The organism is Streptococcus hillyeri (assembly GCF_041081565.1).
In the GTDB taxonomy this organism is placed as follows: domain Bacteria; phylum Bacillota; class Bacilli; order Lactobacillales; family Streptococcaceae; genus Streptococcus; species Streptococcus hillyeri.
The window spans coordinates 1,178,278-1,201,950 of sequence record NZ_CP163513.1; the positions used below are offsets into that span (position 1 = coordinate 1,178,278).

Genomic DNA, 23,673 nt, shown 5'->3' on the forward strand with positions numbered 1-23,673 from the left:
AGTATAGCTCTATTATACCATCGTTCAGCTTTTTCCCAAAATCTCTGCCACATGTTTTCGAAGCTCTGGGAGAACGGTTTCTTTAAACCAGGGATTTTTCTTTTGCCAGATATTATTTCTTGGGGATGGATGTACTAGGGGAAAATAGCGGGGCAGATAAGCTTGAAAATGCCTTACTGTCTCGGTAAGTTTGGCTAATTTTGGTTGGTTCAGGTAATATTGCTGTGCGTATTTGCCAATGAGAATGACCAGCTCGACTTCAGGCATAAGATCAAACATCTGCGCATGCCATTTTTCTGCAAAGCCCTTACGTGGAGGAAGGTCACCCGACTTGCCAGTGCCTGGGAAATAGAAATCCATAGGCACAACTGCAATCAAGCCTGAGTTGTAAAACATTTCTCTATCAATTCCTAGCCACTCTCTTAGATTGTCCCCAGAGGGGTCGTTAAAGTACATGCCAGTCGCCTCCGCACGACTCCCTGGCGCTTGTCCGACAATAACAATCTTTGCGGTCCTTGGTGCCGCTACCAGAGGAGCAATTCCTCTTTCAGTGAAGGTTTGATTCTCAGGTTCAGCCATAATAGCTGAGATAATATCCTCTAGTCTTTTCATTGTATCATTCCTTTGAATAGCGAAAAAAGGTCATAATGACCTTTTTATCTTTAACATTACTTAATCAACTCATAAATCGCTTCTGCGTAGATGGCTGCTGAGCGGTAAATGTTTGTCAATGGCATGTATTCGTTAGCTTGGTGCATGGTGTTTTCATCTCCTGGGAATTCAGCACCGAAAGCTACACCACGTTTCAAGAGACGTCCAAATGTTCCGCCACCGATGACTTGTTCGTAACCTTCTAATCCTGTTTGTTTTTCATAAACAGAAAGGAGGGTTTGAACGAGTTCATCTTCCATTGGCACATAGTGTGGTGTGTGCTCATGATCAGAAAGGCTAACTGATGCCACCCCTTCGATTTCTTCCAGTTTCGCTTTGATGGTTTCTTTATCTGTTCCTTTTGGATAACGGAAGTTGAGGGCAATTGTATTGTCTTCGCTAGACTTATCAAATGAGAAGACACCTGCATTCATGCTAAGGGCACCCATTTTGTCATCTGTATGGGCTACACCAAGTTTTTCACCAGCAAAGTCTTCGTGAAGGATTTCTCCAGCTACTTCAAGGTAAGCTTTTGCGCCACCTTCAAAGTCATACACACTCAAGAAACGTGCCAAGTGAGTTGCACCGTTGACACCCGCTTCTGGTGTTGAACCGTGAGCTGATTTTCCGTAAATAGTTACAGACAATTTGCCGTCTGCTTCAACGACTTCACCACGCAAGCCTTCTGCTTTAACGTAGGCAGCAAGAGCAGTTTCAACATCATCTTTTGTTAACCCTGAGACAACTGCTGTGGCAGATTCTGGAACCATGTTTTCACGCAAACCACCTGCAAAGCTTTCAAGCACTGCTTCACCAGCATTAGCACCTGTGAAGTGAAGGTACTCGGTGATGTTTCCTTTTTCACCATTGATGATTGGGAATTCGGCGTCTGGTGAGAATCCAAAGTCAGGGTCTTTCAATCCATTGTGGGCAAAGTAATAATCCATGTCACCCCATCCAGACTCTTCGTCTGTACCAACGACAAAGCGCACTTTTTTAGACGTTGGCAAACCAAGTTCTTTGATGATTTTCAAGCCATAGTAACATGCCATGGTAGGACCTTTGTCATCTGATGACCCACGCGCATAGAGTTTGCCATCTTTGATGACTGGTTTATATGGGTCAGTATCCCAACCGCTACCAGCTGGCACCACGTCAAGGTGACCAAAGATACCGAGAACTTCTTCGCCCTCACCAAATTCAAAATCACCAGCGTAGTTGTCAATATTACGCGTTTTGTAGCCATCACGCTCTGCAATTTCCAAGAATTTTTCCAAGGCTTTAACAGGTCCAGGTCCAAATGGATGCTCAGCGTCAGCCTTGCTGTCATCACGCTCAGAATTGATTTCCAAAAGGCTAACCAAATCTGCCATCAAATCGTCTTTACGTTTTTCAACTTCTGCTTTAAAATCAATTGTCATCGTTCTATCCTATTCTAATCCATTTTGTAATTTTTTTAACGTCTCTAGTGCAAGATTTGCTTTCTCATACGGTACCAAGATATGGTCATGATAGTTTCCTGCAATCACGTTACACGATATGCCAGCCTCACCTAACACTTTTGAAAATGCCGCCGTTAAACCAACCGCCTCCAAGTCTGAATGCACCATCAAGGTAATCCACGCCGAACGAAATTGGCTATTCAAGTTGTATGAGTCAGCAACTGCTTCTGTTACGACAACGGACAATCCTTCATCTTCCCGAACCGTTGCTTCAACCTTATCCCAAGGAAGGCTGACATCATCGCTCACTGTGGCATAGACATAAATACCATCACGGAGGACAGGCTCCATGCCTGCTAACAATTGTGATAAGTCCCTAATCGGTTTCGTCAATGTACTAGCCTCTCATTCTATTTTGCAATAAGCGAAATGTTTCAATCACAGTTGAAAATTCACTTACTTATACTCAATCACTTCATCAACTGGTAGGCGGTAGCTTGGTTCTGGCTTAAGATCAGTGTAACCAACAGTAATCAAGAGTTCTGGACGGAAACGACTGTCAATTTCCAAAATCTCATTGACCTTGCTCTTATCAAAACCAAGAATGATGTTTGAGCCAATCTTTTGGTCTGTCAAAGCCATAACCAAGTTATGAGCTACAATACCAGCATTAAGAGCTAAATAATCTGACTTCTGTTGCTCTGTAAATTGGGCAAATCGTGGCGGTAAGGTTTCCATATAGTAACCAATCAAATCATCTGGCAAATTTTTCACACCGACCCGCGCAATTTTGCGTGACCGTTTTACTAAATCAGTATCTGTAAAGAGTGCAATGGTGTATTGAGAAGCTTCAACTTGGTCTTTGTTGGTACTATACGCCAACTCAGCTAGCTCTGCTTTTTTCTCCTTAACAATCACAAACTTCCAAGGCTGAATATTATTAGCACTTGGCGCTAATGTTGCAATCTCAATAGCTGTGCGCACATCTTTGACATCAACAGGCTGATCATTAAATTGCTTAATCGCGTGGCGCTTTTTATTTAATTCTAGGAATTTCATCTGACTTCCTCTTTCTCTTTATGATTACCCTTACATTCTATCATATTTTAAGGTTTAGGGAAATGGCGGAGCTACACTTTCAAGATTTATCTAGAAGCACCATAGCTAGTAAGATAACCAAAGCGACTGAGACAATCATGTAAATCCACCATCCCAAGCGGTTTTTCAGATTGATGGTTATCCCAACACCGATACTTCTCTGAACAAACAAAGGCTCTGACCAACTGGTTTTCGACAAGGGATTTAGGCATAAATTTGAAATAACCAAGACCAATAAAATGATCAAGACAATTAACATAAGGTATGCATTCATCTCAAAGTCTCCTCATTAATTCATTTCTTCTGTTGGATTCAATTTCTCCAAAACAGCTTCCGCCACTTTTTCTGGAATTCCTAGAGCTTTAATCTCTTCCGCACTTGCTTGCTGGATGGCGGTCAAGGATTTGAACTGTTTTAACAAAGCTTGCTTACGTTTAGGACCCAATCCTTCAATACCATCTAATCTTGAAGAAAAACTGTTTTTACTTCTGACTTGTCGGTGGAAGGTAATGGCAAAGCGGTGCACCTCATCTTGGATGCGGTGGAGAAGGAAAAATTCCTGAGAATTTCTTGGAAGGTCAATGGTTTCTAAAGGTTCTCCAAACAACAATTCATGCGTCTGGTGCTTGTCATTTTTTTGAAGACCTGCTACAGGAATGACCATATTGAGCTCATTTTTCAGAACATCTTTAGCAATATTGACCTGCCCTTGCCCACCATCAATGATAATTAAATCTGGTGGCACTAAGCCGTCTCGCTTTACACGACTATATCGTCTGCGAATGACTTCTCTCATGCTAGCATAGTCATCAGGTCCGTCAACAGTTTTGATTTTGTATTTGCGATACTCTTTTTTATTGGGTTTACCATTTTCAAAAACGACCATGGCAGAAACTGGACTGGTCCCCATGATATTGGAGTTATCAAAGGCTTCAATACGACGTGGAGTCGCAATGCCAAGCAGACTTCCAAGATTTTCAATAGCGCCCTGTGTTTTAACCAAATCTTTTTCGAGTAAATCAAACTTTTGCTGGAGGCTAACACGCGCATTTTTTGTGGCTAGAGCAACCAGTTGTTTTTTCTCACCACGCTGTGGCTTTATCACTTTGGCAGAAACGAGGGCCTCAACAGATTCTTGATCAATATCTGAAGGAATAAAAATCTCGCGAGGCATTAAATGATTGCTGTCGCTATAAAATTGCCCTAGATAGGTCAAAAAATCTTCCTCAGCTTCGTTATAATAAGGAAACAGATTGACATCACGCTGAATGAGCTTACCTTGTCGAACAAAGAAAACCTGTACACACATCCATCCCTTATCAACATAGTAACCGAAAATATCCCTATCCTGCATGTCTTGATTCATAACGCGCTGCTTGGTGCGTAGCGTACCTACTGCCTCTATCAAATCACGATATTCGGCAGCCCGTTCAAATTCCATCTGCTCTGCCATTGCCATCATCTTAGCTTTCAAATCATTGACAATTTTATCATCATGACCATTTAAGAAGTTTTTAACATCATCTACCAGACCATCCCAATAGGCCTTATCGGTTTTACAGATGGTGTGAGCGTTACATTGACCGATATGATAATAAAAGCAGACTTTATTAGCAGGATTTTTACACTTTTTAAAAGGAAAAATTCGATCGAGGAGCTTTTTAATCTCATTGGCTGCGCCACTATCAGGATATGGACCAAAATAGAGCCCATCATTTTTCTTAACTTGGCGGGTAATCAAGAGCCGTGGATAGAGCTCCTTCGTTAGTTTAATAAACGGATAGGATTTATCGTCTTTGAGTTTGATGTTGTACTTAGGAAGATTTTCTTGAATAAGATTGATTTCCAATAGCAGAGCTTCAATATTAGATTCGGTAACAATAAATTCAAAATCTTCAATTTCTGATACCAACAACTCCGTCTTGGTATCGTGACTTCCACGGAAATAGCTGCGCACCCGATTCTTTAAATTTTTAGCCTTACCGACGTAGATAATCGTCCCATTCTTATCCTTGTGGAGATAACACCCCGGGCTATCAGGAAGTAATTCTAATTTATGTTTTATCGTATTATTCATAGTCATATTATAACAAAAAACGAGGAATAACCTCGTTTTTAAGCAGTAAATGACTGTGTTACTTTTGGTCGTAACCTAAAGAAATATTAGGATACGTTTGTTCAATCAGAGCAAATAAAGGTTGGAGTTCATCATCTGTTGATTTACCAATATTTTTAAAGAAAACCTTTTGCACTTTCTTCTGATTAACCAAAGTTACCATCAATTGTGAATGGCGTGAGGTCGTAATCAAACCGTAAGCTTTAGTTGAAATGATATGATGATAAAGAGAGGTCACCTGTGTTAGGTCAATGGCGTAGAATTTCACTTTATAAGAAATCAAGTGTGTCTTATAAACCAAGAGCCCTAGACGTTCATCATGGTAAGTAGCTTCCCTAATGATATTGTCCAAGTTGCCATGCAAGTCTGGATAAGCAAGATAAAGCGCCTCATAGTTGCGTTTGTTTTGGCGCACGGTCAATACACCACCTACTAAGCAGGCAATACCAATAAGTCCAGTTACAGCAATGAGGGCATAAGACATCCAGCGTGTACTACTTACTTCACGTAAGGAAGCGTAATAAGTTCGGCTAACATGTCCTTCTAAATCTGTTCCAGCAAACGTCTCCTGAATAAAACTTTCGTAGCCTTCAATACCGTTTTCCTGACTAGAGCTTGTCACGAGTTCTACTTCAATGCGTTCTGGTTTTTCAATCAGCTCATCACCCTTAGCAATCAGACGCTCAAGAACAGGGTCTTTCTCATTTGCATCCAATCCAATGTAGCCAAATGTCCCATCCGTATTGTCATATTCTACCAAGTAGAGGTTGCTATTATAGCCTTCAATTGTCGTTAGAGGTTCTGGTATAATCGCTGTCACTACTAGCGCCTTACTACCATTTGATAAGTTACTGCTTTGGACTATCTCCCCTTTTCGATAAAGATTATCGACACCTGTCGTTACCATAAAAGCAACTGTTGAAAGGATTGCAATCCCAAGAAACAAAATCCCTGGAACAATAGATCTCATTATCCCTTTAAAACGCTTTTCAACCATTTATTTTCTCCTTTTTATGGGGTTTTGTTTCATTCTATCACAAAAGAATAAGCGTTTAAAGAGTTTTGGAAAAGTTTGACACGACATCTTTAATCGTTACTGCCACTTGATTAGGTTTTTCAAGATAGAGGTGATGGGTGGTGTTTGAAAGAATCTTACTAGTGATATGGTTATTTTTAATTTTACTTAATTGTGTTTGTTTGAAGTCTAAGAATTCAGCGGGACTGTCTGAGAGTATCATCAGTGTTGGGACTGAAAAATCTGGTTTTGAAATCACAAACTGGCAGTCACGTCTGATTTTTAGGAGGTTAAGAATAATTTCTGAATTAAGATTTAACTGGTACTGATTTTCTTTTTTGACATAGGCATGACGCACTGCTTTTTCCAAATCCTCACCCCAATAGTCAGCACTCTTCTCCTCTTCGCGCAGCTTTTCTCCCAAATCCGCAAAGGTCTCAGAAGCAAAATAAGCCTTAGTGTCCGCCAACTCTTGCTCTAAAGAATACCCAAAAACGTCAAAATCCATAAAGCCACCATCAAGTAAAATGAGATGCGAGACATGGGAAGACTGTTTCGCTAAATAAGCCGCAAAATCCGCTCCTAGAGAAAATCCCATCAAAATAAAGGGAGTATTTGGAGTCTGCTTGTTAAACCATGCAGTCAAATCTTCTAAGGTTTCTATAGGGCAATCAAAATTATCAGGCTGCCCAGGCAAGGCTAGATAGGTCAACTCAAAACCTTGTTCAACCAAAGCCTCCTCCAAGCGGGTAACATAATGACGGTTACTACCCAATCCGTCTAAAAAATAAATAGGGGTCATGTGAGCCTTTCTTATTACCAATGATAATTTATCATAGCATAACTAGACTTTAATATCTAACCTTTACTGAAAAAAAGCCAGCAGTAAAACCGGCTTAAACGATTGATTATTGTAACTTTTGCCCATTAACCAATTCATAGTATCGAGCAATAGCAGAGTGATCCTCTGAACCGTAATCATGAGCTTTCAAGACCTGAAGTATTTCCATTGCTTGTGCTGTAAATGGTGTAGCAACATTAAAGGAATGTGAGGCATCCAAAGCATTTTGCAAATCTTTAATATGCAAGTCAATACGGAAACCTGGAGCAAAATCTCCATCAAACATTTTTTGAGATTTTTGATCCATAACTGTTGAGCCAGCTAAACCACTACGAATCGCTTCATAAACACGTGATGGTTCAACACCAGCTTTTTTAGCCAATGAATAAGCTTCTGAAACGGCAGCAATATTAACCGCCACAATCATCTGATTAGCAAGTTTAGTCAAGTTACCTGCACCAACTTCACCCACCAATGTTACACTACTTGCCATAGCCTGAAGAACATTCTTATAGCGATTAAAGACTGTCTCATCTCCGCCAACCATAACCGCAATAGTACCGTCAATAGCTTTTGGTTCTCCACCAGAAACAGGAGCATCTAAGAAATCAACTGACAATTCTTTCAATTTTTCAGAGAATTCTTTACTTGCTACTGGTGAAATTGAACTCATGTCAATAACTGTTTTACCAGCTGAAAGACCTTCTGCGATACCATTTTCATTAAACAAGGCTGCTTTTACGTGTGGTGAATTTGGTAACATGGTAATCACAAGCTCAGCAACTTCAGCTGCTACTTTACCACTTTCTGCAGCATGTCCACCTGCTGCGACTAATTCTTCAACACTTTTTGGATTAAAGTCAAAGCCATATACTTCATGCCCTGCTTTAACCAAATTGATTGCCATAGGTTTCCCCATGATTCCTAGACCAACAAAACCAATTTTCATTCTTTCTTATTTCCTTTCTGACTTCTATAGCTATAATTCTAACAAATATCATATAACCATGATATAGTACACATACTATATTTCATACCATTTTAACGTGATTATTTGTTTAGAAAACTAAATAAACTGATTACATTGCGACTGACTGATTTCACAAGTTCTGGAGTTTGGAGCATCGCTTCATCTAAAGTCATTGGTCGATTAATGATATCAAAGACACCTGAAATTCCTAAATCGTAAACCTCAGTCAAATCATTCGAGCAACTTCCAACAATAGCAACAGCTGGAACTTGATAGCGTTTAGCGATAGTCGCTATGCCAAGCGGTGCCTTCCCATTAATCGATTGACCATCCATTCTACCTTCACCAGTAATGACTAGGTCTGATGTTGCAATATCTTCTTCGATATGGATTAACTCTAAAATTTTATCAATGCCACGTTCTGTTTTTCCGTTTAGAAAAGCCATTAAACCAGCTCCTAAGCCACCCGCAGCACCTGCCCCTGGTAGATCTTTAACATCTTTTTTGAGATACTTTTCAATAACTTGAGCAAAATTTGCAAGTCCGTCATCCAAAACAGGAATGAGACTAGGCGTTGCACCTTTTTGTGGACCATAGACTGCCGTTGCACCATTTGGCCCACAAAGAGGATTGGTGACATCAGATAAAATAATCACTTCAACACCATCTACCAATGTTTCAAGTTCTGAAATATCTAAGTTAACAATTCTAGAAAGGTTTTCTCCTTTAGCCTCAAGTGAAAGACCATCTTCGTCAAAGAATTTCGCTCCTAAAGCACTTGCCATCCCCATACCACCGTCATTGGTAGCAGAACCTCCAATACCAATGTAAATGCGTTCAACATGTTTTTCAATGGCATCTTTAATCATTTGACCAGTACCATAAGTTGACGCTTTCAAGACATCAAGTTCTGAAGTAAGGACTAAAGTAATTCCTGAAGCGGCTGCCATTTCCATAACAGCAGTCTTGCCATCATCAATGATGCCATAGGAAGCTTCCACTGGATTTCCTAAAGGACCTTGTACTTCAATCGTTACTTTATGGCCTTTATTAACCTCAAGAATGGCATCTACAGTTCCTTCACCACCATCGGCAATTGAAAAAATAGTTGTGTCATAGTCAGGGTATAGGCTATGGATACCATCAGCAATATAGGTTCCAATTTCTTTAGAACTGGCACTGCCCTTAAATGAATCAGATGCAATGACAATTTTTTTTCCCATACGACTCCTCCTGTTAACTATCTGCTAAAAAACCACCTTTACGCATTTCAGCCTTCATATTTTCTAATACAGTCCCTGTACTTGCTTCAGTTGGTAAAATTGATTTTCCTACATCTAATCCCATTAAGTTCGCCATATCTTTTGTTGCAGCAGGGAAACTTGCAGCATCTTGTGATAGGCGAATCGGATTTAGCCTAAATTGCGCTGCTAGTGATTCTTTAATATTTCCAGCTACATAATGATCATAAATGCTACTTACCAATTTAGTGTACATATTAGCCGTTGAGCAAACACTTCCAACAGCTCCAACGCATAACCCTGGGAAAACAGTGGTATCTTTACCAGTCATCACACGGAAATCAACATCTTGTGTTTGTCGAATCAATTCACTACAAAATGTAATATCACCACTAGAATCTTTAATACCAACGATATTATCTACATCATGCGCTAAACGAACAATAATGTCAAGTGGAACGCTGTATCCTGAACGACCAGGATTATTGTAAATCAATACCGCTGTCTCAGAAACACTCTCTGCAATTGTTTTAAAGTGATTGTAGAGAGCTTCCGATGTTGGTTTAATAAACATCGGATTTAAAGCAATATCACGCTTAGCAGCTTCTTGTGCAATTTGAACACATTTGCGCGTTCTAATAGCACCAATTCCAAAGTAAACTGGAACTCGTCCCGCAGTTTCTTCAATGATGACATCTAAGGCATGGAGCATTTCATCTGTTTCAAACATGTAAAACTCTGAATTGCTACCAAATGCTAGTATGCCATGAACACCATTTTCAATCACATGATTAACGATTTTTCTAAGTCGCACATCATCGATATTTTCATTATCATCAACGGGGGTAATAATTGGTACTACAATCCCCTTGACAGTATTTCTATCAATCACTATAGATCTCCTTAACGAACTAAACTTGGTTTTTTATTGTCAAATTCCCAACCTGGAATCAAGTATTGCATAGCTGTTGCATCATCACGCGCACCTAAACCTTTTTCAAGGTAAAGTTGATTTGCTTTTTTAATAGCTTCCAAATCTGGTGTGATACCTAGTCCGACAGAATCTTTAGCAATATGAATCACACCATTTTCAATTTTATGAGGATTTTTTGTCAAGAATTGACCATCTTGCCAGATATAGTGTGTATCGCAGGCGTTAATTGTTCCAGGCGCAGCGGCACCAACATGAGCAACCATAGCAAGTGAAATATCAAAGTGGTTGTTTGAATGAACTCCCCATGTCATACCAAAATCATGACACATTTGAGCAACACGTGTAGACCCTTGCATTGTCCAGAAGTGAGGATCCGCCAATGGAATAGTTACAGAATGTAGGGCCACAGAATGTTGCATTTGTCTCCAGTCAGTAGCAACCATGTTTGTTGCTGTTGGAATGCCAGTTGCTTTCACAAATTCTGCCATAACTTCACGTCCTGAGAAACCATCCTCAGCACCACATGGATCCTCAACATAAGCTGCAATACCTTTTAAATCATTACCAATTTCAATAGCTTCTTTAAGTGACCAAGCACCATTTGGATCTAGGGTGATACGAGCATCTGGGAATTCTTTTTTAAGCGCTTTAATAGCTTTAGCTTCTTCTTTTCCTTCTAATACTCCACCTTTCAGTTTGAAGTCTTTGAAACCATAACGTTTGTAAGCTGCTTTTGCCAACTCAACAATCGCTTCTGGTGTCATTGCTTCTTTACGACGAAGACGTCCCCAATCATCTGATTCATCATCGCCTTGAAGGTATGGTAGATCTGTTTTATTTGGATCAGCAACGTAGAAAAGGTATCCAAGGAATGGCACATCTTCACGCACTTGACCATCTCCAAGAAGGGCAGCTACTGGCACTTTCAAATGTTGACCAAGAAGATCAAGAAGTGGCGTTTCAACTGCTGTTTGAACGTGAACAGTTGTTCTCAAGTCAAAGGTTTGAAGACCACGACCACCTGAATCGAGAGCACCAAATTTCTCGCCAATTTCTTTTACAATATTTTTATATTCACGCTAAATTCCCAAACTAACTTCCACCGTCTGTTAAAGTGGAAGTTAATCTGATAAAACCTCTAACAACCAGTGGAAATCCGTGTCAGGGTAAGTTCCACTGGTTTTTATAATGGTTGATTTTATTGCATTTTTAGGCGAATTTAGGTGAAAAAAGGGTACACAAAATCCCCTCATCTGAAAGCGTTTCAGATTAAGTTCCGTTATGGTGGAAGTTAGTGTGAGACGTTTGAGTGGCTTATATTTAGATTAGTTTTTAGAATTTATGTTGGAGTAATTTTGGGGACTGACAGACGTCTTCTGCGGGAATTAAGGAAATGCCAAGAAGTTTAGCCAGTTCTTCGTCATAGGTAAAGGTAAAGAGCTCATAAGCTGATTTCCCATTCAAAGCAGCGCGTTTCACGCTATTGACATGAGAACAGACTAGGTTGATATCGTCCTGAGTTAAGTTATCAAAAGAAGTTCCCTTTGGTAGAATATCGCGAATAAGGGAGTGATTTTTCTCAATTTTTCCTTTCTGGTCAGAGCGATTAGGGTCACAAAAGAATAGTTTAATCTCACCTCTGATATCCATCTCGATGTCATCAACTCTGGCAAATTCTCCGCCATTATCTGTAAGAATGATAGGGAAAACATCGAAGAAATTTCTATCAGCCTCATAAAGTGTGTTCTTGATGACATAGAAGTGTTTAGCGACCTCAAGAGCGGTTTTATTGTCCAGAAGTCTAGCGAAGATAAAGTTACAGAAAGACAAATTGAAGGTGAGTAATACTTTTCCGCCAACCCGTCCAATAACGGTGTCCATTTCAAGCCAAGAGGTCAGTTGTCTATGTGTCAGGTAGTTTTGGAAGTCCTCATAAGAACGCCCTTTTTTAGCTTCTTTAGGGATAGAAGGCAGGATAGATTTGCGCCTTTCTTTGAATTTTACAGCTCTAGCCAGATCAATAGGAGCGATAGAAAGGTATCCTTTACGGATGTGTCGATAGACGGTTGAGGAACTGACATCAAGGTTATGCGTTTTAAGGATGTGATAGATGTGTTGTCCCTTTTTCACACCATCAGAAATGACTTTATCCATATCCCAGAACGTTTGAGAGTTGAGAGGTGTTCCTTCTCGAGCCTCAACGAGGGTTTGTTCGTATTGTTTTTGAGCCTGTTTAGCGAGGTAGAAGATTTTCTTGTAGCCACAATTTTGTCTTCTCTTAGGACATCCGTTACAGACAAATGGGGATTTATCAATGAGAGGGCAAGGAAGCCCATCACTGGTAGAGGTTCTGACCTGTCTGTTACGTTTGACCTCTTTGGAAACGGTAGTAGGATCTTTTAGGATAGTTTGTCCAATGGCTTTGAAGGTTTCTCCACGTTCTAAGCCAAGTTGGATGTCATTGCGGTCTGAGAGGGTAAGGTGTTTATATTTTGTCATAGTAAGGACTCATTTCTAACACAAACGTCTCAGACTTAATTCCACCATAAAAATCCGTTTTAGACTAATTTCCACTTCGAAAGCTAAAGTGGAAATTACTTTGGGAAATTACCTTTTTATATTCACCGATACTACGACCAACAACAAGGTCTTTTACTTTTTCAAGCGTATCTGTAATTTTTTGACCACCTGGTACTTCACCAACACCGAGATTTCCTGAACTATCTTCCAAAATCACGATATTTCTCGTGAAGTATGGGCCGTGTGCACCACTCAAATTCAATAGCATTGAATCATATCCTGCAACAGGGTAGACATCCATTTTAACAACTGTAGGTACTGACATTATTTTCTCCTCTTCACTTTCTTATACTAACTTCTGATTAATGAAATACAGTCGCATCCAATTGAAGACTTGGTAAGGTAGCTTCGTTAAAGCTCAATCCCAAACCAAGACGCGTTGGCACTTTCATTTTTCCATCAACTAATTCAATTTTTTCATTGAACAATCCAACGGTTTCAAACCATTCAAAATGTTCAACCCAAGCATCACCAATATAGCAAGCTGCTAGTGGTAAATGCAACTCCATGCTATAATGCGGTGCTAACGTGATATTATTCTCTTCTGCTCTCTGAATGACCTTACGGTATTGTGTGATACCACCAATTCGAGGGCAATCCAACTGACAGACATCAAAGGCACGTTTTTCAAAGTATGGTAATCCTTCAGCAAAGCTGGTTAACATTTCACCAGTCGCTATCGGTGTTCCTAGCACTTGTGATAATCGTAAGTGACCGTCAACATCATGAGCTTTAACTGGTTCTTCTAACCAAACTAGGTTATATTCATCAAAATACTTCCCAGCTTTAAGCGCTGTTGAAACATCCCATTGTTGATTAGCATCAACCATAATTGGGACATCATCCCCTAATGCTTTTCGTAGGGCTGCTACACGGCGAACATCTTCCATGTAGTCTTTTTGTCCAACTTTGATTTTTATCCCACCAACTCCTTGTTCCAGTACAGAATGGGCATGGGCGATAACTTCATCAATAGAGTCTTGTAAAAATCCTCCTGTTGTATTGTAACAAGGTACAAATTCTTTATGTTGTCCTAGCAATTTACTTAAAGAAAGCCCTGCTCGCTGAGACTTGATGTCCCAGAGAGCGATGTCAAACGGTGTGATAGCTTGAACAGCAACACCAGAATCTCCAATTGAAATACTTGACCAAAGCAATTTATCCCATAAACGACTAATATCATTTGGATCTTCCCCAATTAACAACGGCGCATATTCTTTAGCAAGAGCATATTGAGCGGGCCCACCAAACCGTTTGCAGTAAGTGTACCCCATTCCTGTATATCCTGCTTCTGTTTTGATTATTGCAGCAGTTATCATGACTTCTTTTAAGGGCGTCTGTTTCCCTTGGATAACCTTGGCATCGCTAACAGCTTTCTTCAACGGAACACAAATTAATTTAACTTCAATTTCTGTAATTTTATCTACTTGATAAGTCATATTCCTTACCTCTTGCCATTATTTATGACAAAAAACGGGACGGTTTGGATCAAAGGTCCAACCTTCTTCTAAATATTGCATGGCAATCGTATCATCACGATCTTTAAACGGCATTTGTTTGTAAAGTTCATGCTGTTTTTTCAACTTGTCAAGATCAATCTCGACTCCTAATCCAGGTTTGTCAAACAGCTTAATCTTACCATCCTTGATTTCAATTGGTTCTTTCAGTAAGGACTCACCATCTTGCCAAATCCAGTGAGTATCAACTGGAGCAATGTTACCTGGTGCAGCTGCCGCAACGTGTACGAAAGTAGCCAAAGTAATGTCAAAATGATTGTTCGAATGTGACCCCCACGTCAGTCCCCACTCATTAAGCAGATAAGCCATACGAACACTGCCATCTAATGTCCAGAAATGAGGATCAGCTAACACAATATTCACACTTCTTAGCGCTGCCGCATGATGAAATTGTCTCCAGTTAGTTGCAATCATATTGGTTGCTACGGGAATGCCTGTGGCATCACGGTATTCTGCCATAACTTCACGACTAGAGAAACCAGACTCTGGTCCACAAGGGTCCTCGATATAGGTCAGAACATCTTTACGACCTTGCGACAAACGAATCGCTTCTTCTAGTGACCAAGCCCCATTAGGATCAATATTGATTCTGGCATCAAGGAAAGCAGCCTTTAGAGCATCTACAGATTTCATTTCTTCTTCACCAGAAAGGACGCCACCTTTTAATTTAAAATTATTGAAGCCGTATTTATCTTTTAGAACACTAGCTTGCTTTACAATCGCTTCTGGTGTCATCATCTCAGACCGTCGAAGTGACTCCCACGAATCTGTTCCATCTGGTTTTTCATATGGCAAATCTATTTTATTTGAATCTGCTGAATAGAAGAGATAGCCTAAAAATTCCACTTCATCACGCTGCACACCACCTTCTCCTAGCAGTGCAGCAATCGGTAACTCTAAAAATTTACCAAATAGATCAAGCATGGCACATTCAATGGCCGCCTCAGACTGAACCACGAATTTTAAATTTGAAATATTTAATTCTTGAAGTCCACTGCCATCGTCAGCGGCAGATTGTTGACGACTACGGCGAATATTGGTTAGAACTTTACGATATTCACTAACACGTTCACCAATAACAAATGGCTTATAACTGTTTAGTTGTTCAGTAATATGTTCACCACCATGAATCTCACCAATGCCCAGGTTACCTGTCTCATCCTTTAAAACAACGATGTTTCTCGTAAAATACGGCGCATGACAGCCACTCAAGGTTAAGAGTGGGCTATCATGACCCGCTACAGGATAAATATCCATTTCAACAACTTTAGGTGCTTTACCCATACGATACTTCCTTTACTTTTTAAACAATACCAAATGAGGCAAGAACGGCAATGAATATTGAGTTAACTAGTGGGAATGCAGCTCCAAGCCAAAATTCATGGTAGTAACCTTCCTTGTGTGTGAGATGAGTGTAATTTAAACGGTTAATAACTGATCCATTATGTGGCAATGAATCCAAACCGTAACAAGAAATGTTTACCATACGGTGAAGGACATCTGCACTAATACCTTGTTTAAGGAAACGAGGCGCAAATACATTCAATGAAATTGCCTCACCACCTGATGCCGAACCAGTAATACCTGCGACCAAGTTAGTCGCGATAGCTAATTGAATGAGTGGTGGACCAGGAATTTTATCCAAATTCGCAACAAGATAATCAAACCCAGGTGCAACTGCTACAACACCACCAAAACCAACGACTGCTGCAACATTCATGATTGACTTCATGGTTGAATTCACACCATCAGCCATTGTGTTTCGGAAATTCACGAATTTATTGAAGTAAAGTGCAAAACAAACAAGGCAGCCTAAAGTTAATGAAAGATATGGTGCCACATCAAACACATTCATTGCTACAATCAACACAATTGAAGGTGTCAAAGCCTTAATAAAATCCAACGTTGTGGTTTTCTTGTCCATAGCTTTCATCGCTAGAATTTGAGAAGCAGCTTCCATCTTGTGACCACTCTTTTCAAATCCTTCGCCACGATTCTCATTTCTCTTGAGCATCCACCAAATATACCAAGCCCCAAAGAGAATAGAAACACCCGCAGCAATAATCCCTAGAACAGGTGCAGCCGTTGGTTTAGTTCCTAATGACTCCATTGGAATCAAGTTTTGAATAGCAGGTGAACCAGGTAAAATTGCAGTCCACATTGAACCACCATAAACTGATACTGCTATGATAAAATGCCATGGAATGTCTAGTTCTTTAAAAATACGGAAACAGATTGGCGCAATGGTGAAGATAACGACAAATCCACTAACACCACCAAAGGAAAGAATAGCTGTAATAAGTGACAGACCCATCAATACCCAGAATTTAGCATTTTTGCCGCCTTTTCGCATTGACCACTCAGCGATTTTATTGGCAATATCTTGTGCAGCGCCTGAATCACCCAGCATAGAGCCAAGAACAGTTGCTGGTAAGAAGATCAAGAAATTACTTTTCGCAAAACCAGCAAATGACTCAGCGTATTCACCTGTCAACGTCTCTGTCAGTGGCAATCCTGATAAGAAAATAACAACGACTGCCGCAACCGGTCCCAATACTAAAATTGGAATCTGTTTAAATGATCCCCAAATGAGGAAGAATAGCGCTAAGAGTATCCCTAGCAAACTGATAAATCCACTATCCATAGTCATGAACTCCTTTTTAATGACTAATGTCAGCTAACATTAGTGTAGTGTAGTCAACGTAACACCATTCTTGTAAAGACGCTAGCTTTCTCAACAAGATGAGGTTACAACATATTATGATAATAAGTTGCAGTCCTTATATTTCATGTTAATATGATAACGCATTCATAAGTTTTTGTTCAATGTATCACAAACTAGACTTTCAACCTTTTTCTGTCTTTATTTTTAGTCTCTGTAACAAAACCTAAAATACGAAACACATTAAGCTTATCTTCTTTTTTTGACCCTACTCTTCTTTAAATGTAGTATAATTAGTCTAAAGAATATTAAAGCCGAAAGGAAAAACCTATGATTGATGCACTACTTGCTCAGGATATCGTCAACCGGATGAAACATATTATTCAACAAGAATTGAATTTCTTTTCGACAGAGGGGATTATCATTGCCAGTACCGACCCTAGCAGGATTGGTCAACAAAATCATCAAGGCGCACAATTTGTTCTCGAAGCCAATCAAGCCATCGTTATCGAATACGATGATCAGTACAAGGGAGCAAAACAAGGCATCAATCTACCTGTTGCTATTGACCACCAAATGGTTGGAGTCATTGGAATAACTGGTAAAAAAGAGGAGGTTTCACAATATGGTGAAATCATCAAAGAAATGACCGAAGTTCTCATCCTAAACAATATGGCCAAAGAAGTTGTTTACAATCGAAGAAATGCTCACTCCCATATCCTTACGATTATTCAAGATAATGATTCAGCAGAAAATCAGCGATCATTAGATATGGTATATGGTATCGACATAGACAATCAGTATTACACGGCCATTGCTGGCCTCCCACTGAATAGTCCCAGCGATTACTTTTTTGAGCAACAAAGCCACTTCTATCTCGATTTAGAAAATCTACTTAGTAAGGATAAACGTACCATTTTTGAAATGCGTGGAAACCTTTTTCTAGCTCTTCTCCCCACGCAAAAATCACAAAAAGTGACAACAACCATCCAACAAATCTGTCAACTTCTTGAACAAAAATACCATATTACACTGATTTTTGGAGCTGGAACTCCTGGAAAAGGACATGGCGAGCTTAAAAAAAGCATTGATCAGGCCAAAACTGCTTTAAGTTGGAACAAACATTTTTCACATCAACAAACCTTAGCTTTCACTGATATGGCTTATGGTTTAGTTTTACACGATGTAAATGCCGGCAACAAATCGTATTTTCTAAACAATCTTTTTAATGACCTTCCCAAGCAAGACATTGAACACATGTTGTCACTGCTTGATACTTACGAATCATGCAATGGCAGCATTAAACAATGTGCGGAAACCTTATTCATTCATAAAAACACCGTCCAATACCAACTCAATAAAATAACCGATTTAACCGGTTATGATCCTCGTGTTTTATCGGATTTTTTCACCTTGAAATTGGCTTCAATCCTCTATAAACTTCAAGATTAGTCCTCTAACTAATAAAAACAACATCAAATAAAGGAGATTTCTATGACTAACACTCTCATCACACAACCTCATCTCGGTGTCGGTACTTGGTTTTTAGGCGAAAGTCCCCACAAAGAAAAAGAGGAAATTGCCGCGTTACAGTACGCCTTATCAAATGGTGTAACTATCGTTGATACTGCAGAAATGTATGGCAATGGCAGAGCCGAAACGTTAGTTGGCAAAGCCATCCAGCCATTTCAACGTGACAAGATTCACCTTGTGTCAAAAGTCTTGCCTTCAAATGCTAATGCTAAACGGTTAGAAGCTAGCCTTGACGCTTCTCTAAGTCGTTTGAAAACGGACTATCTTGACCTTTACCTTTATCATTGGCGAGGTAATACCCCACTGAATGAAACAATTGACATGCTCGAACAAATGAAAAAGAAAGGGAAAATACTGAACTGGGGAGTGTCTAATTTTGATTTAGAAGATATGCAAGAGCTGCTTGAATTACCAGATGGTAAACAGTGTGCAACCAATCAAGTTCTCTACCATCTAGGTTCAAGAGGAATTGAATACGCTTTAAAACCCTTTCAAGATGCTCATCAGATACCGACTATGGCATACTGCCCGTTAGCTCAGGCAGGTGATTTGAATCGTCGCCTTTTGACCAACCAAGATTTGCAAGCGTTAGCAGCAGATTTAAAACTAAACTGTTACCAGTTGTTGCTCTGCTTTACCCTTGCTCAGAAAAACATGGTATCCATTCCTAGAAGCGGCAAACTAGAGCACATGAAACAATTAGTAGCTTGCCAACAGATAACATTAACCCCAAAACAGTTGGACCTTTTAAACCAGCTATTTCCAGCACCACGTCATCGAGTTGCTTTAGACATGGAGTAATCTTAAAAAGCTAGGAATGATTTCCCAGCTTTTTCTTGTATTGGCATCTCAAGTATTGCTCCTACATGTTGAGCATTGGTCATGAGCTATACTAGTCCATTTCATCGGTCTTACCACATCCCCATTGCTTTTTGCATCATTAGACTGACAACAGTTATGGCTATCCAACAAGTGGCACCAACACCGATGGCTTGACCGCCTGTTTTGACTAATGTGATGATGTCTGTATTTAAGCCAATAGCTCCCATAGCCATGACGATAAAGAATTTTGATAAGATTTTGAATTGGTCAAAGAGTTCTACTGTCATTCCCAGACTACTAACTACGGTTGTTAACAGCGAAGCAAGTAGGAAATAAAGGAGAAACATCGGAAAAGATCGCTTAAAACTAAAAGTTGACTGAGCAGCTCCGCCATTTTTCAAAACCTGATAACTTCGATAAAAAGACAAGCCTAGTGTAATTGGAATAATGGCTAAGGTACGGGTTAATTTGACAATAGTTGCCCCATCTAGGGCGTTGCTACCGTGAATCGCGTCCCAAGCTGTCGCTGTCGCCGTCACAGAAGAGGTATCATTGACTGCCGTTCCCGCAAATAGGGCAAAACCTTCATTGGACAGCCCAAGCACCTCTCCCAGCGTTGGAAAAGTAAGCGCAGCTAAGATATTGAACAGGAAGATGACGGAGATCGCCTTAGCCACTTCTTCATCTTTGGCTTCGATAACTGGCGCTGTCGCGGCAATAGCAGAGCCTCCGCAGATAGAAGAGCCCACACCGACTAGAGTTGTGGTATTCACATCCAGTTTGAGCCACTTCTGCAAGACATAGGCGGTGAGTAGTGCAGTTACGATGGTGCTGATGATAATTGGTAACGACGTTAATCCAACAGCCCAGACTTGGGAAAGGTTCAGGCCAAAGCCTAAGAGTACCACAGCTGTCTGTAGCAGGTATTTTGATGTAAAAGTGATTCCTAAACGGGTCTTTTCTCGGTTTTGGTGGACACGTCCTACTAGCATACCAAGAAAAATCGCAAAAACAGGTGCCCCAACTAAAGGAAGCCACTTCCCAAACAACCAAGCTGGTATAGCAAGTCCGATACAAAGTAACAAGCCAGGTAATTTTTTCTGTAGTCCAAACATATATTCTCCTTATCTTGTGACCATTATAGACTTTTTTAAAGCCGTTGTAAAACGACAAAAGAATGGAACTCATCCACTCTTTTTGATTGATGTGCCATTGGTGACTAGCGTGTTTTCGCTTCAGCGGCTTGTAAAATGTCCACGATTTGGTCATAAGTCTCAGCAATATAGGTTGGAATGGCTGTGCTTTCGTTGACCAACTGAATCGGATTAAACCAAATCGTATCAATCCCAGCATTGCTACCGCCTTGAATATCTGCTGAAAGACTATCTCCAATCATGACAGCTTTTGGCGCTTCAAACCCGTCTACCTGCTCTGCTATGGTTTCAAAAAACGCCTTGTCAGGTTTATGGTGGCCAACTTCATCAGAAATGAAAATCTTCTCAAAGTACGGGGCAAGTCCTGAATGGGCTAAGCGACCTTTTTGGATAAAGGTCACCCCATTGGTTGCTCCAAAAAGACGGTAGCCCTGCTGGCACAAGGTCGCCAAAAACTCTGGAACCCCATCAAACACCTGTCCCTGCTGACTGAGGTGGTGCTGGTAACGTTCAGCCATGTAAGCACCGTCCACCTCTTGATTGAAGCGAGCAAATAACTTAGCAAAGCGCGTGCGGATGAGGTCGGGCTTACTGATTTTCCCAGCAGCTAAATCCTCCCACATAGCCTTATTCATCGGTACATAGTAATCTTTATAAGATTGAATATCAGTCACACCAGCTTCGGTTAATAATGCTTCTAAAGCCACATCCTCAGCCGCACCAAAATCAAGAAGCGTGTGATCAAGGTCGAAGAGTAGAAAGTTGTAAGGCATCATTATACCTCTCATGTATGTAATTGGATTTATTATACCATATAATTTAATACTTAACAAAAATCAAAAATTACTTTTTATTTCTTTCTTAAAAGTGCGGACGCTCAAAAGGTTTGGGGAACCTTTTGAGGTGGGAAATAGAGTTGACAAAGTCAATATCAAAACCTCCTACGGAGTTTCATTGCTAGATTTGAGCTTATCTCTATCGCAGTAGATGATTTGCTGTACTTGTCGACTACTCGACAGCGTCCAACCTAATCATCCTTGCGGGGGAACTACTACGAAATTGATTCTCAATTTCTGTAGTTCTCCCAAAAAGTCCGTTCTTATCAAGAGTTTACTCTGAGCTCCTGTATTTCTAAGCTCAGACTGAAACTGTCCACTGGGCAATTTCACTGCTAAGAATACCACTATAGCGAAAGAAACATTTCAGCCTCACTTCGTTCGATAGTGCCTCAAAAGTATTAGAGGTTCTAAAATGCTAATTTTGATTTTCGATGAGTATAAAACTTGTGCCCAACTATACTTTCCGTAACCTCTCATGAAAAAGAGAGTGGGACAGAAGTCATGATTTCGAAGAAATTGACTTCGTCGTCCCACCTCCGCACAGTTGATTAGGATGGCCGCTAACGATTGCGTGGTAGTAAAATAGTCCAGTGGACTATTTTAGGTGGACACTTGAAAATGAAGAAGTGTCCAGTTGCAGACCTTCAATCAACCACTGCGTCAATCTGTTATTACCATTAAAAATAGAAGGTTGAGATATTTATGTCCCAACCTCACTTTATCTATCTTATTCTAAATCTTCACCATTAGAAGCAATAACTTTCTGATACCAATAGAATGAATCTTTTGGAGTGCGATTGAATGTTCCATTACCCTCATCATCTTTATCAACATAGATAAAGCCGTAACGTTTTCTCATCTCTCCTGTTCCAGAAGAAACAATGTCTATACAACCCCAAGTTGTATATGCAATCAAGTCTACTCCATTTTCAATTGCTTTGGACATGGCAGCAATATGACTTCTGTGATAATTTATACGATACTTGTCATGGATACTTCCGTCATCTTCCACCTTATCAATTGCCCCTAGTCCATTTTCAACTACCATCAATGGAATTTTGTAGCGATCATAAATTTTTTCAAGATAGTATGTTAATCCTACTGGGTCTTCCGCCCAACCCCAGTCAGAGTACTCAAGATATTCATTACGGGCACCAGTTGAATAATTACCTTCAACACGGTCTTTCTCATCCAATGTATGAGTAGTGACGTTGTTGGACATGTAGTAAGAGAATGTGTAAATATCTACTTTACCTTTTTTGAGTTCTTCTAAGTCTTCATCTGTCATATCAAGTTTCACATCATATTGATTCCACAGACGCTTAGCATAAGTCGGATACTCTCCATTAACTTGCACATCACCACAATAATAGATACCTTGTTGCCACTTATACTCATTTGCGAGAATATCTCTTGGATCACAAGTTGCAGGGTAGAAAGTGATTCCACAAATCATGCATCCTATTTTATTTTCTGGGTCAATCTCGTGACCAATTTGTACTCCTTTTGCACTTGCAACAAATTGATAATGAAGTTGTTGGAAACCGTTTTGGAACATCTCATTTGTTGCCGTTCTGCCAAACATATCTAACATCATCACAGTATTATTGATTTCATTAAATGTTAACCAATATTTAACTAATCCTTTATACTCAGTAAAAATAGTTCTCGCATATTCTGCATAAAAGTCAATCAATTTACGGTTGTTCCAACCACCATATTTTACTTCTAGGTTAAGAGGAGTATCGAAATGCCAGATAGACACCAAGGGTTCTATTCCATACTTATGGCATTCTTTAAAAACATCACGGTAGAATTCAATCCCCTCAGGGTTTGGCTCCGCATCATCTCCGTTAGGAAAAATACGACTCCAAGAAATTGATAACCTAAAAATGGTATATCCCATCTCTGCAAACAACTTGATATCTTCTTTATAGCGATGATAGAAATCCACACCATCATGGTTGGGATAGTAATGGTCTTCTAAGATGGCATACTTAGCACCTTCAGGAATAACAGCATGATGACCTCGACCAGCAGCAGTATCCGGTTTACCATCTTTATCAATATAGGTTGTTTGCCTAGGAATATCTTTTGTTCCACCTGTTGTAACATCTAGTTTGATAAGGCCGCGCCCACCAACATTGTACGCACCTTCTGCCTGAGTGGCAGCTAAGGCTCCACCCCATAGAAAATCTTTTGGAAATTTTGTGTTTGACATAATCATTCTCTTTCCTATACTAGACTTCAATTGTAAC

General features: G+C 40.0%; 20 protein-coding genes and 2 pseudogenes. 2 read left to right on the forward strand and 20 right to left on the reverse strand.

Going from position 1 to position 23,673, the window contains the following annotated elements; genetic code table 11:
- Window positions 1-24: 24 nt before the first annotated feature.
- The 17 genes and pseudogenes from AB6M99_RS05500 to AB6M99_RS05580 all read right to left on the reverse strand — a co-directional run bounded on the left by AB6M99_RS05500 (window position 25) and on the right by AB6M99_RS05580 (window position 17,049).
- Entirely contained in the window at window positions 25-612 is a 588-nt protein-coding gene (locus tag AB6M99_RS05500; protein WP_369350354.1) for a uracil-DNA glycosylase family protein, read from the reverse strand.
- A 56-nt stretch (window positions 613-668) separates the two neighbouring features.
- Window positions 669-2,072, reverse strand: coding sequence for a dipeptidase PepV (gene pepV, locus AB6M99_RS05505; protein WP_121834714.1), 1,404 nt, complete (start codon window positions 2,070-2,072; stop codon window positions 669-671).
- 9 nt (window positions 2,073-2,081) lie between these two features.
- On the reverse strand, window positions 2,082-2,486 hold the full coding sequence (locus AB6M99_RS05510; RefSeq protein ID WP_121834713.1) for an ACT domain-containing protein: 405 nt from the start codon (window positions 2,484-2,486) through the stop codon (window positions 2,082-2,084).
- A gap of 63 nt (window positions 2,487-2,549) precedes the next feature.
- Window positions 2,550-3,152, reverse strand: coding sequence for a nitroreductase family protein (locus AB6M99_RS05515; protein WP_369350355.1), 603 nt, complete (start codon window positions 3,150-3,152; stop codon window positions 2,550-2,552).
- A gap of 79 nt (window positions 3,153-3,231) precedes the next feature.
- On the reverse strand, window positions 3,232-3,465 hold the full coding sequence (locus AB6M99_RS05520) for a hypothetical protein (protein ID WP_121834711.1): 234 nt from the start codon (window positions 3,463-3,465) through the stop codon (window positions 3,232-3,234).
- A 15-nt stretch (window positions 3,466-3,480) separates the two neighbouring features.
- Window positions 3,481-5,268 (reverse strand): excinuclease ABC subunit UvrC, encoded by a 1,788-nt coding sequence (gene uvrC, locus AB6M99_RS05525; RefSeq protein WP_121834710.1) that lies wholly within the window; start codon window positions 5,266-5,268, stop codon window positions 3,481-3,483.
- A 58-nt stretch (window positions 5,269-5,326) separates the two neighbouring features.
- On the reverse strand, window positions 5,327-6,304 hold the full coding sequence (locus AB6M99_RS05530; protein WP_121834709.1) for a hypothetical protein: 978 nt from the start codon (window positions 6,302-6,304) through the stop codon (window positions 5,327-5,329).
- 55 nt (window positions 6,305-6,359) lie between these two features.
- A complete protein-coding gene (locus AB6M99_RS05535; protein WP_121834708.1) occupies window positions 6,360-7,124 on the reverse strand; it encodes an alpha/beta fold hydrolase in 765 nt (254 codons plus the stop codon).
- A gap of 106 nt (window positions 7,125-7,230) precedes the next feature.
- On the reverse strand, window positions 7,231-8,112 hold the full coding sequence (gene garR, locus AB6M99_RS05540; protein ID WP_121834707.1) for a 2-hydroxy-3-oxopropionate reductase: 882 nt from the start codon (window positions 8,110-8,112) through the stop codon (window positions 7,231-7,233).
- Window positions 8,113-8,213: 101 nt separating this feature from the next.
- Window positions 8,214-9,356 (reverse strand): glycerate kinase, encoded by a 1,143-nt coding sequence (locus AB6M99_RS05545; protein WP_369350356.1) that lies wholly within the window; start codon window positions 9,354-9,356, stop codon window positions 8,214-8,216.
- A 13-nt stretch (window positions 9,357-9,369) separates the two neighbouring features.
- Complete coding sequence (locus AB6M99_RS05550; protein ID WP_369350357.1) at window positions 9,370-10,266, reverse strand: dihydrodipicolinate synthase family protein; 897 nt, start codon at window positions 10,264-10,266, stop codon at window positions 9,370-9,372.
- A gap of 11 nt (window positions 10,267-10,277) precedes the next feature.
- Window positions 10,278-11,384, reverse strand: a pseudogene (locus AB6M99_RS05555) (enolase C-terminal domain-like protein); the annotation flags it as partial.
- A gap of 256 nt (window positions 11,385-11,640) precedes the next feature.
- On the reverse strand, window positions 11,641-12,807 hold the full coding sequence (locus AB6M99_RS05560; RefSeq protein ID WP_369350352.1) for an IS30 family transposase: 1,167 nt from the start codon (window positions 12,805-12,807) through the stop codon (window positions 11,641-11,643).
- Window positions 12,808-12,913: 106 nt separating this feature from the next.
- A pseudogene (gene gudD / locus AB6M99_RS05565) lies at window positions 12,914-13,153 on the reverse strand (glucarate dehydratase); the annotation flags it as partial.
- A gap of 37 nt (window positions 13,154-13,190) precedes the next feature.
- Entirely contained in the window at window positions 13,191-14,327 is a 1,137-nt protein-coding gene (locus tag AB6M99_RS05570) for a mandelate racemase/muconate lactonizing enzyme family protein (RefSeq protein WP_369350358.1), read from the reverse strand.
- A gap of 18 nt (window positions 14,328-14,345) precedes the next feature.
- On the reverse strand, window positions 14,346-15,689 hold the full coding sequence (locus AB6M99_RS05575; RefSeq protein WP_369350359.1) for an enolase C-terminal domain-like protein: 1,344 nt from the start codon (window positions 15,687-15,689) through the stop codon (window positions 14,346-14,348).
- A gap of 19 nt (window positions 15,690-15,708) precedes the next feature.
- Entirely contained in the window at window positions 15,709-17,049 is a 1,341-nt protein-coding gene (locus AB6M99_RS05580; RefSeq protein ID WP_121834703.1) for a GntP family permease, read from the reverse strand.
- Window positions 17,050-17,397: 348 nt separating this feature from the next.
- Here AB6M99_RS05580 and AB6M99_RS05585 point away from each other — a divergent pair, with 348 nt between their 5' ends.
- Together AB6M99_RS05585 and AB6M99_RS05590 are read left to right on the forward strand one after the other, a co-directional pair.
- Window positions 17,398-18,519, forward strand: a complete 1,122-nt coding sequence (locus AB6M99_RS05585; RefSeq protein ID WP_369350360.1) for a CdaR family transcriptional regulator — start codon at window positions 17,398-17,400, stop codon at window positions 18,517-18,519.
- Between the two features lie 42 nt (window positions 18,520-18,561).
- A complete protein-coding gene (locus AB6M99_RS05590) occupies window positions 18,562-19,401 on the forward strand; it encodes an aldo/keto reductase (RefSeq protein WP_121834702.1) in 840 nt (279 codons plus the stop codon).
- A 110-nt stretch (window positions 19,402-19,511) separates the two neighbouring features.
- Here AB6M99_RS05590 and AB6M99_RS05595 read toward each other — a convergent pair whose 3' ends face one another.
- From AB6M99_RS05595 to AB6M99_RS05605, 3 genes are all read right to left on the reverse strand, one after another.
- Entirely contained in the window at window positions 19,512-20,537 is a 1,026-nt protein-coding gene (locus tag AB6M99_RS05595) for a YeiH family protein (RefSeq protein ID WP_121834701.1), read from the reverse strand.
- Between the two features lie 104 nt (window positions 20,538-20,641).
- Window positions 20,642-21,349, reverse strand: coding sequence for a YjjG family noncanonical pyrimidine nucleotidase (locus tag AB6M99_RS05600; protein WP_121834700.1), 708 nt, complete (start codon window positions 21,347-21,349; stop codon window positions 20,642-20,644).
- A 793-nt stretch (window positions 21,350-22,142) separates the two neighbouring features.
- Window positions 22,143-23,636, reverse strand: coding sequence for a family 1 glycosylhydrolase (locus AB6M99_RS05605; protein WP_369350361.1), 1,494 nt, complete (start codon window positions 23,634-23,636; stop codon window positions 22,143-22,145).
- Between the last annotated feature and the right edge of the window lie 37 nt (window positions 23,637-23,673).

Bases quoted from the DNA above. Each gene is read 5' to 3' on its own strand.
- AB6M99_RS05575 (WP_369350359.1), bottom strand. From the start codon at position 15,689: ATGGGTAAAGCACCTAAAGTTGTTGAAATGGATATTTATCCTGTAGCG.
- AB6M99_RS05605 (WP_369350361.1), bottom strand. From the start codon at position 23,636: ATGTCAAACACAAAATTTCCAAAAGATTTTCTATGGGGTGGAGCCTTA.
- AB6M99_RS05520 (WP_121834711.1), bottom strand. From the start codon at position 3,465: ATGAATGCATACCTTATGTTAATTGTCTTGATCATTTTATTGGTCTTG.
- AB6M99_RS05535 (WP_121834708.1), bottom strand. From the start codon at position 7,124: ATGACCCCTATTTATTTTTTAGACGGATTGGGTAGTAACCGTCATTAT.
- AB6M99_RS05585 (WP_369350360.1), top strand. From the start codon at position 17,398: ATGATTGATGCACTACTTGCTCAGGATATCGTCAACCGGATGAAACAT.
- pepV (WP_121834714.1), bottom strand. From the start codon at position 2,072: ATGACAATTGATTTTAAAGCAGAAGTTGAAAAACGTAAAGACGATTTG.
- AB6M99_RS05580 (WP_121834703.1), bottom strand. From the start codon at position 17,049: ATGGATAGTGGATTTATCAGTTTGCTAGGGATACTCTTAGCGCTATTC.
- AB6M99_RS05515 (WP_369350355.1), bottom strand. From the start codon at position 3,152: ATGAAATTCCTAGAATTAAATAAAAAGCGCCACGCGATTAAGCAATTT.
- AB6M99_RS05600 (WP_121834700.1), bottom strand. From the start codon at position 21,349: ATGCCTTACAACTTTCTACTCTTCGACCTTGATCACACGCTTCTTGAT.
- garR (WP_121834707.1), bottom strand. From the start codon at position 8,112: ATGAAAATTGGTTTTGTTGGTCTAGGAATCATGGGGAAACCTATGGCA.
- AB6M99_RS05530 (WP_121834709.1), bottom strand. From the start codon at position 6,304: ATGGTTGAAAAGCGTTTTAAAGGGATAATGAGATCTATTGTTCCAGGG.
- AB6M99_RS05570 (WP_369350358.1), bottom strand. From the start codon at position 14,327: ATGACTTATCAAGTAGATAAAATTACAGAAATTGAAGTTAAATTAATT.
- uvrC (WP_121834710.1), bottom strand. From the start codon at position 5,268: ATGAATAATACGATAAAACATAAATTAGAATTACTTCCTGATAGCCCG.
- AB6M99_RS05560 (WP_369350352.1), bottom strand. From the start codon at position 12,807: ATGACAAAATATAAACACCTTACCCTCTCAGACCGCAATGACATCCAA.
- AB6M99_RS05590 (WP_121834702.1), top strand. From the start codon at position 18,562: ATGACTAACACTCTCATCACACAACCTCATCTCGGTGTCGGTACTTGG.
- AB6M99_RS05595 (WP_121834701.1), bottom strand. From the start codon at position 20,537: ATGTTTGGACTACAGAAAAAATTACCTGGCTTGTTACTTTGTATCGGA.
- AB6M99_RS05545 (WP_369350356.1), bottom strand. From the start codon at position 9,356: ATGGGAAAAAAAATTGTCATTGCATCTGATTCATTTAAGGGCAGTGCC.
- AB6M99_RS05500 (WP_369350354.1), bottom strand. From the start codon at position 612: ATGAAAAGACTAGAGGATATTATCTCAGCTATTATGGCTGAACCTGAG.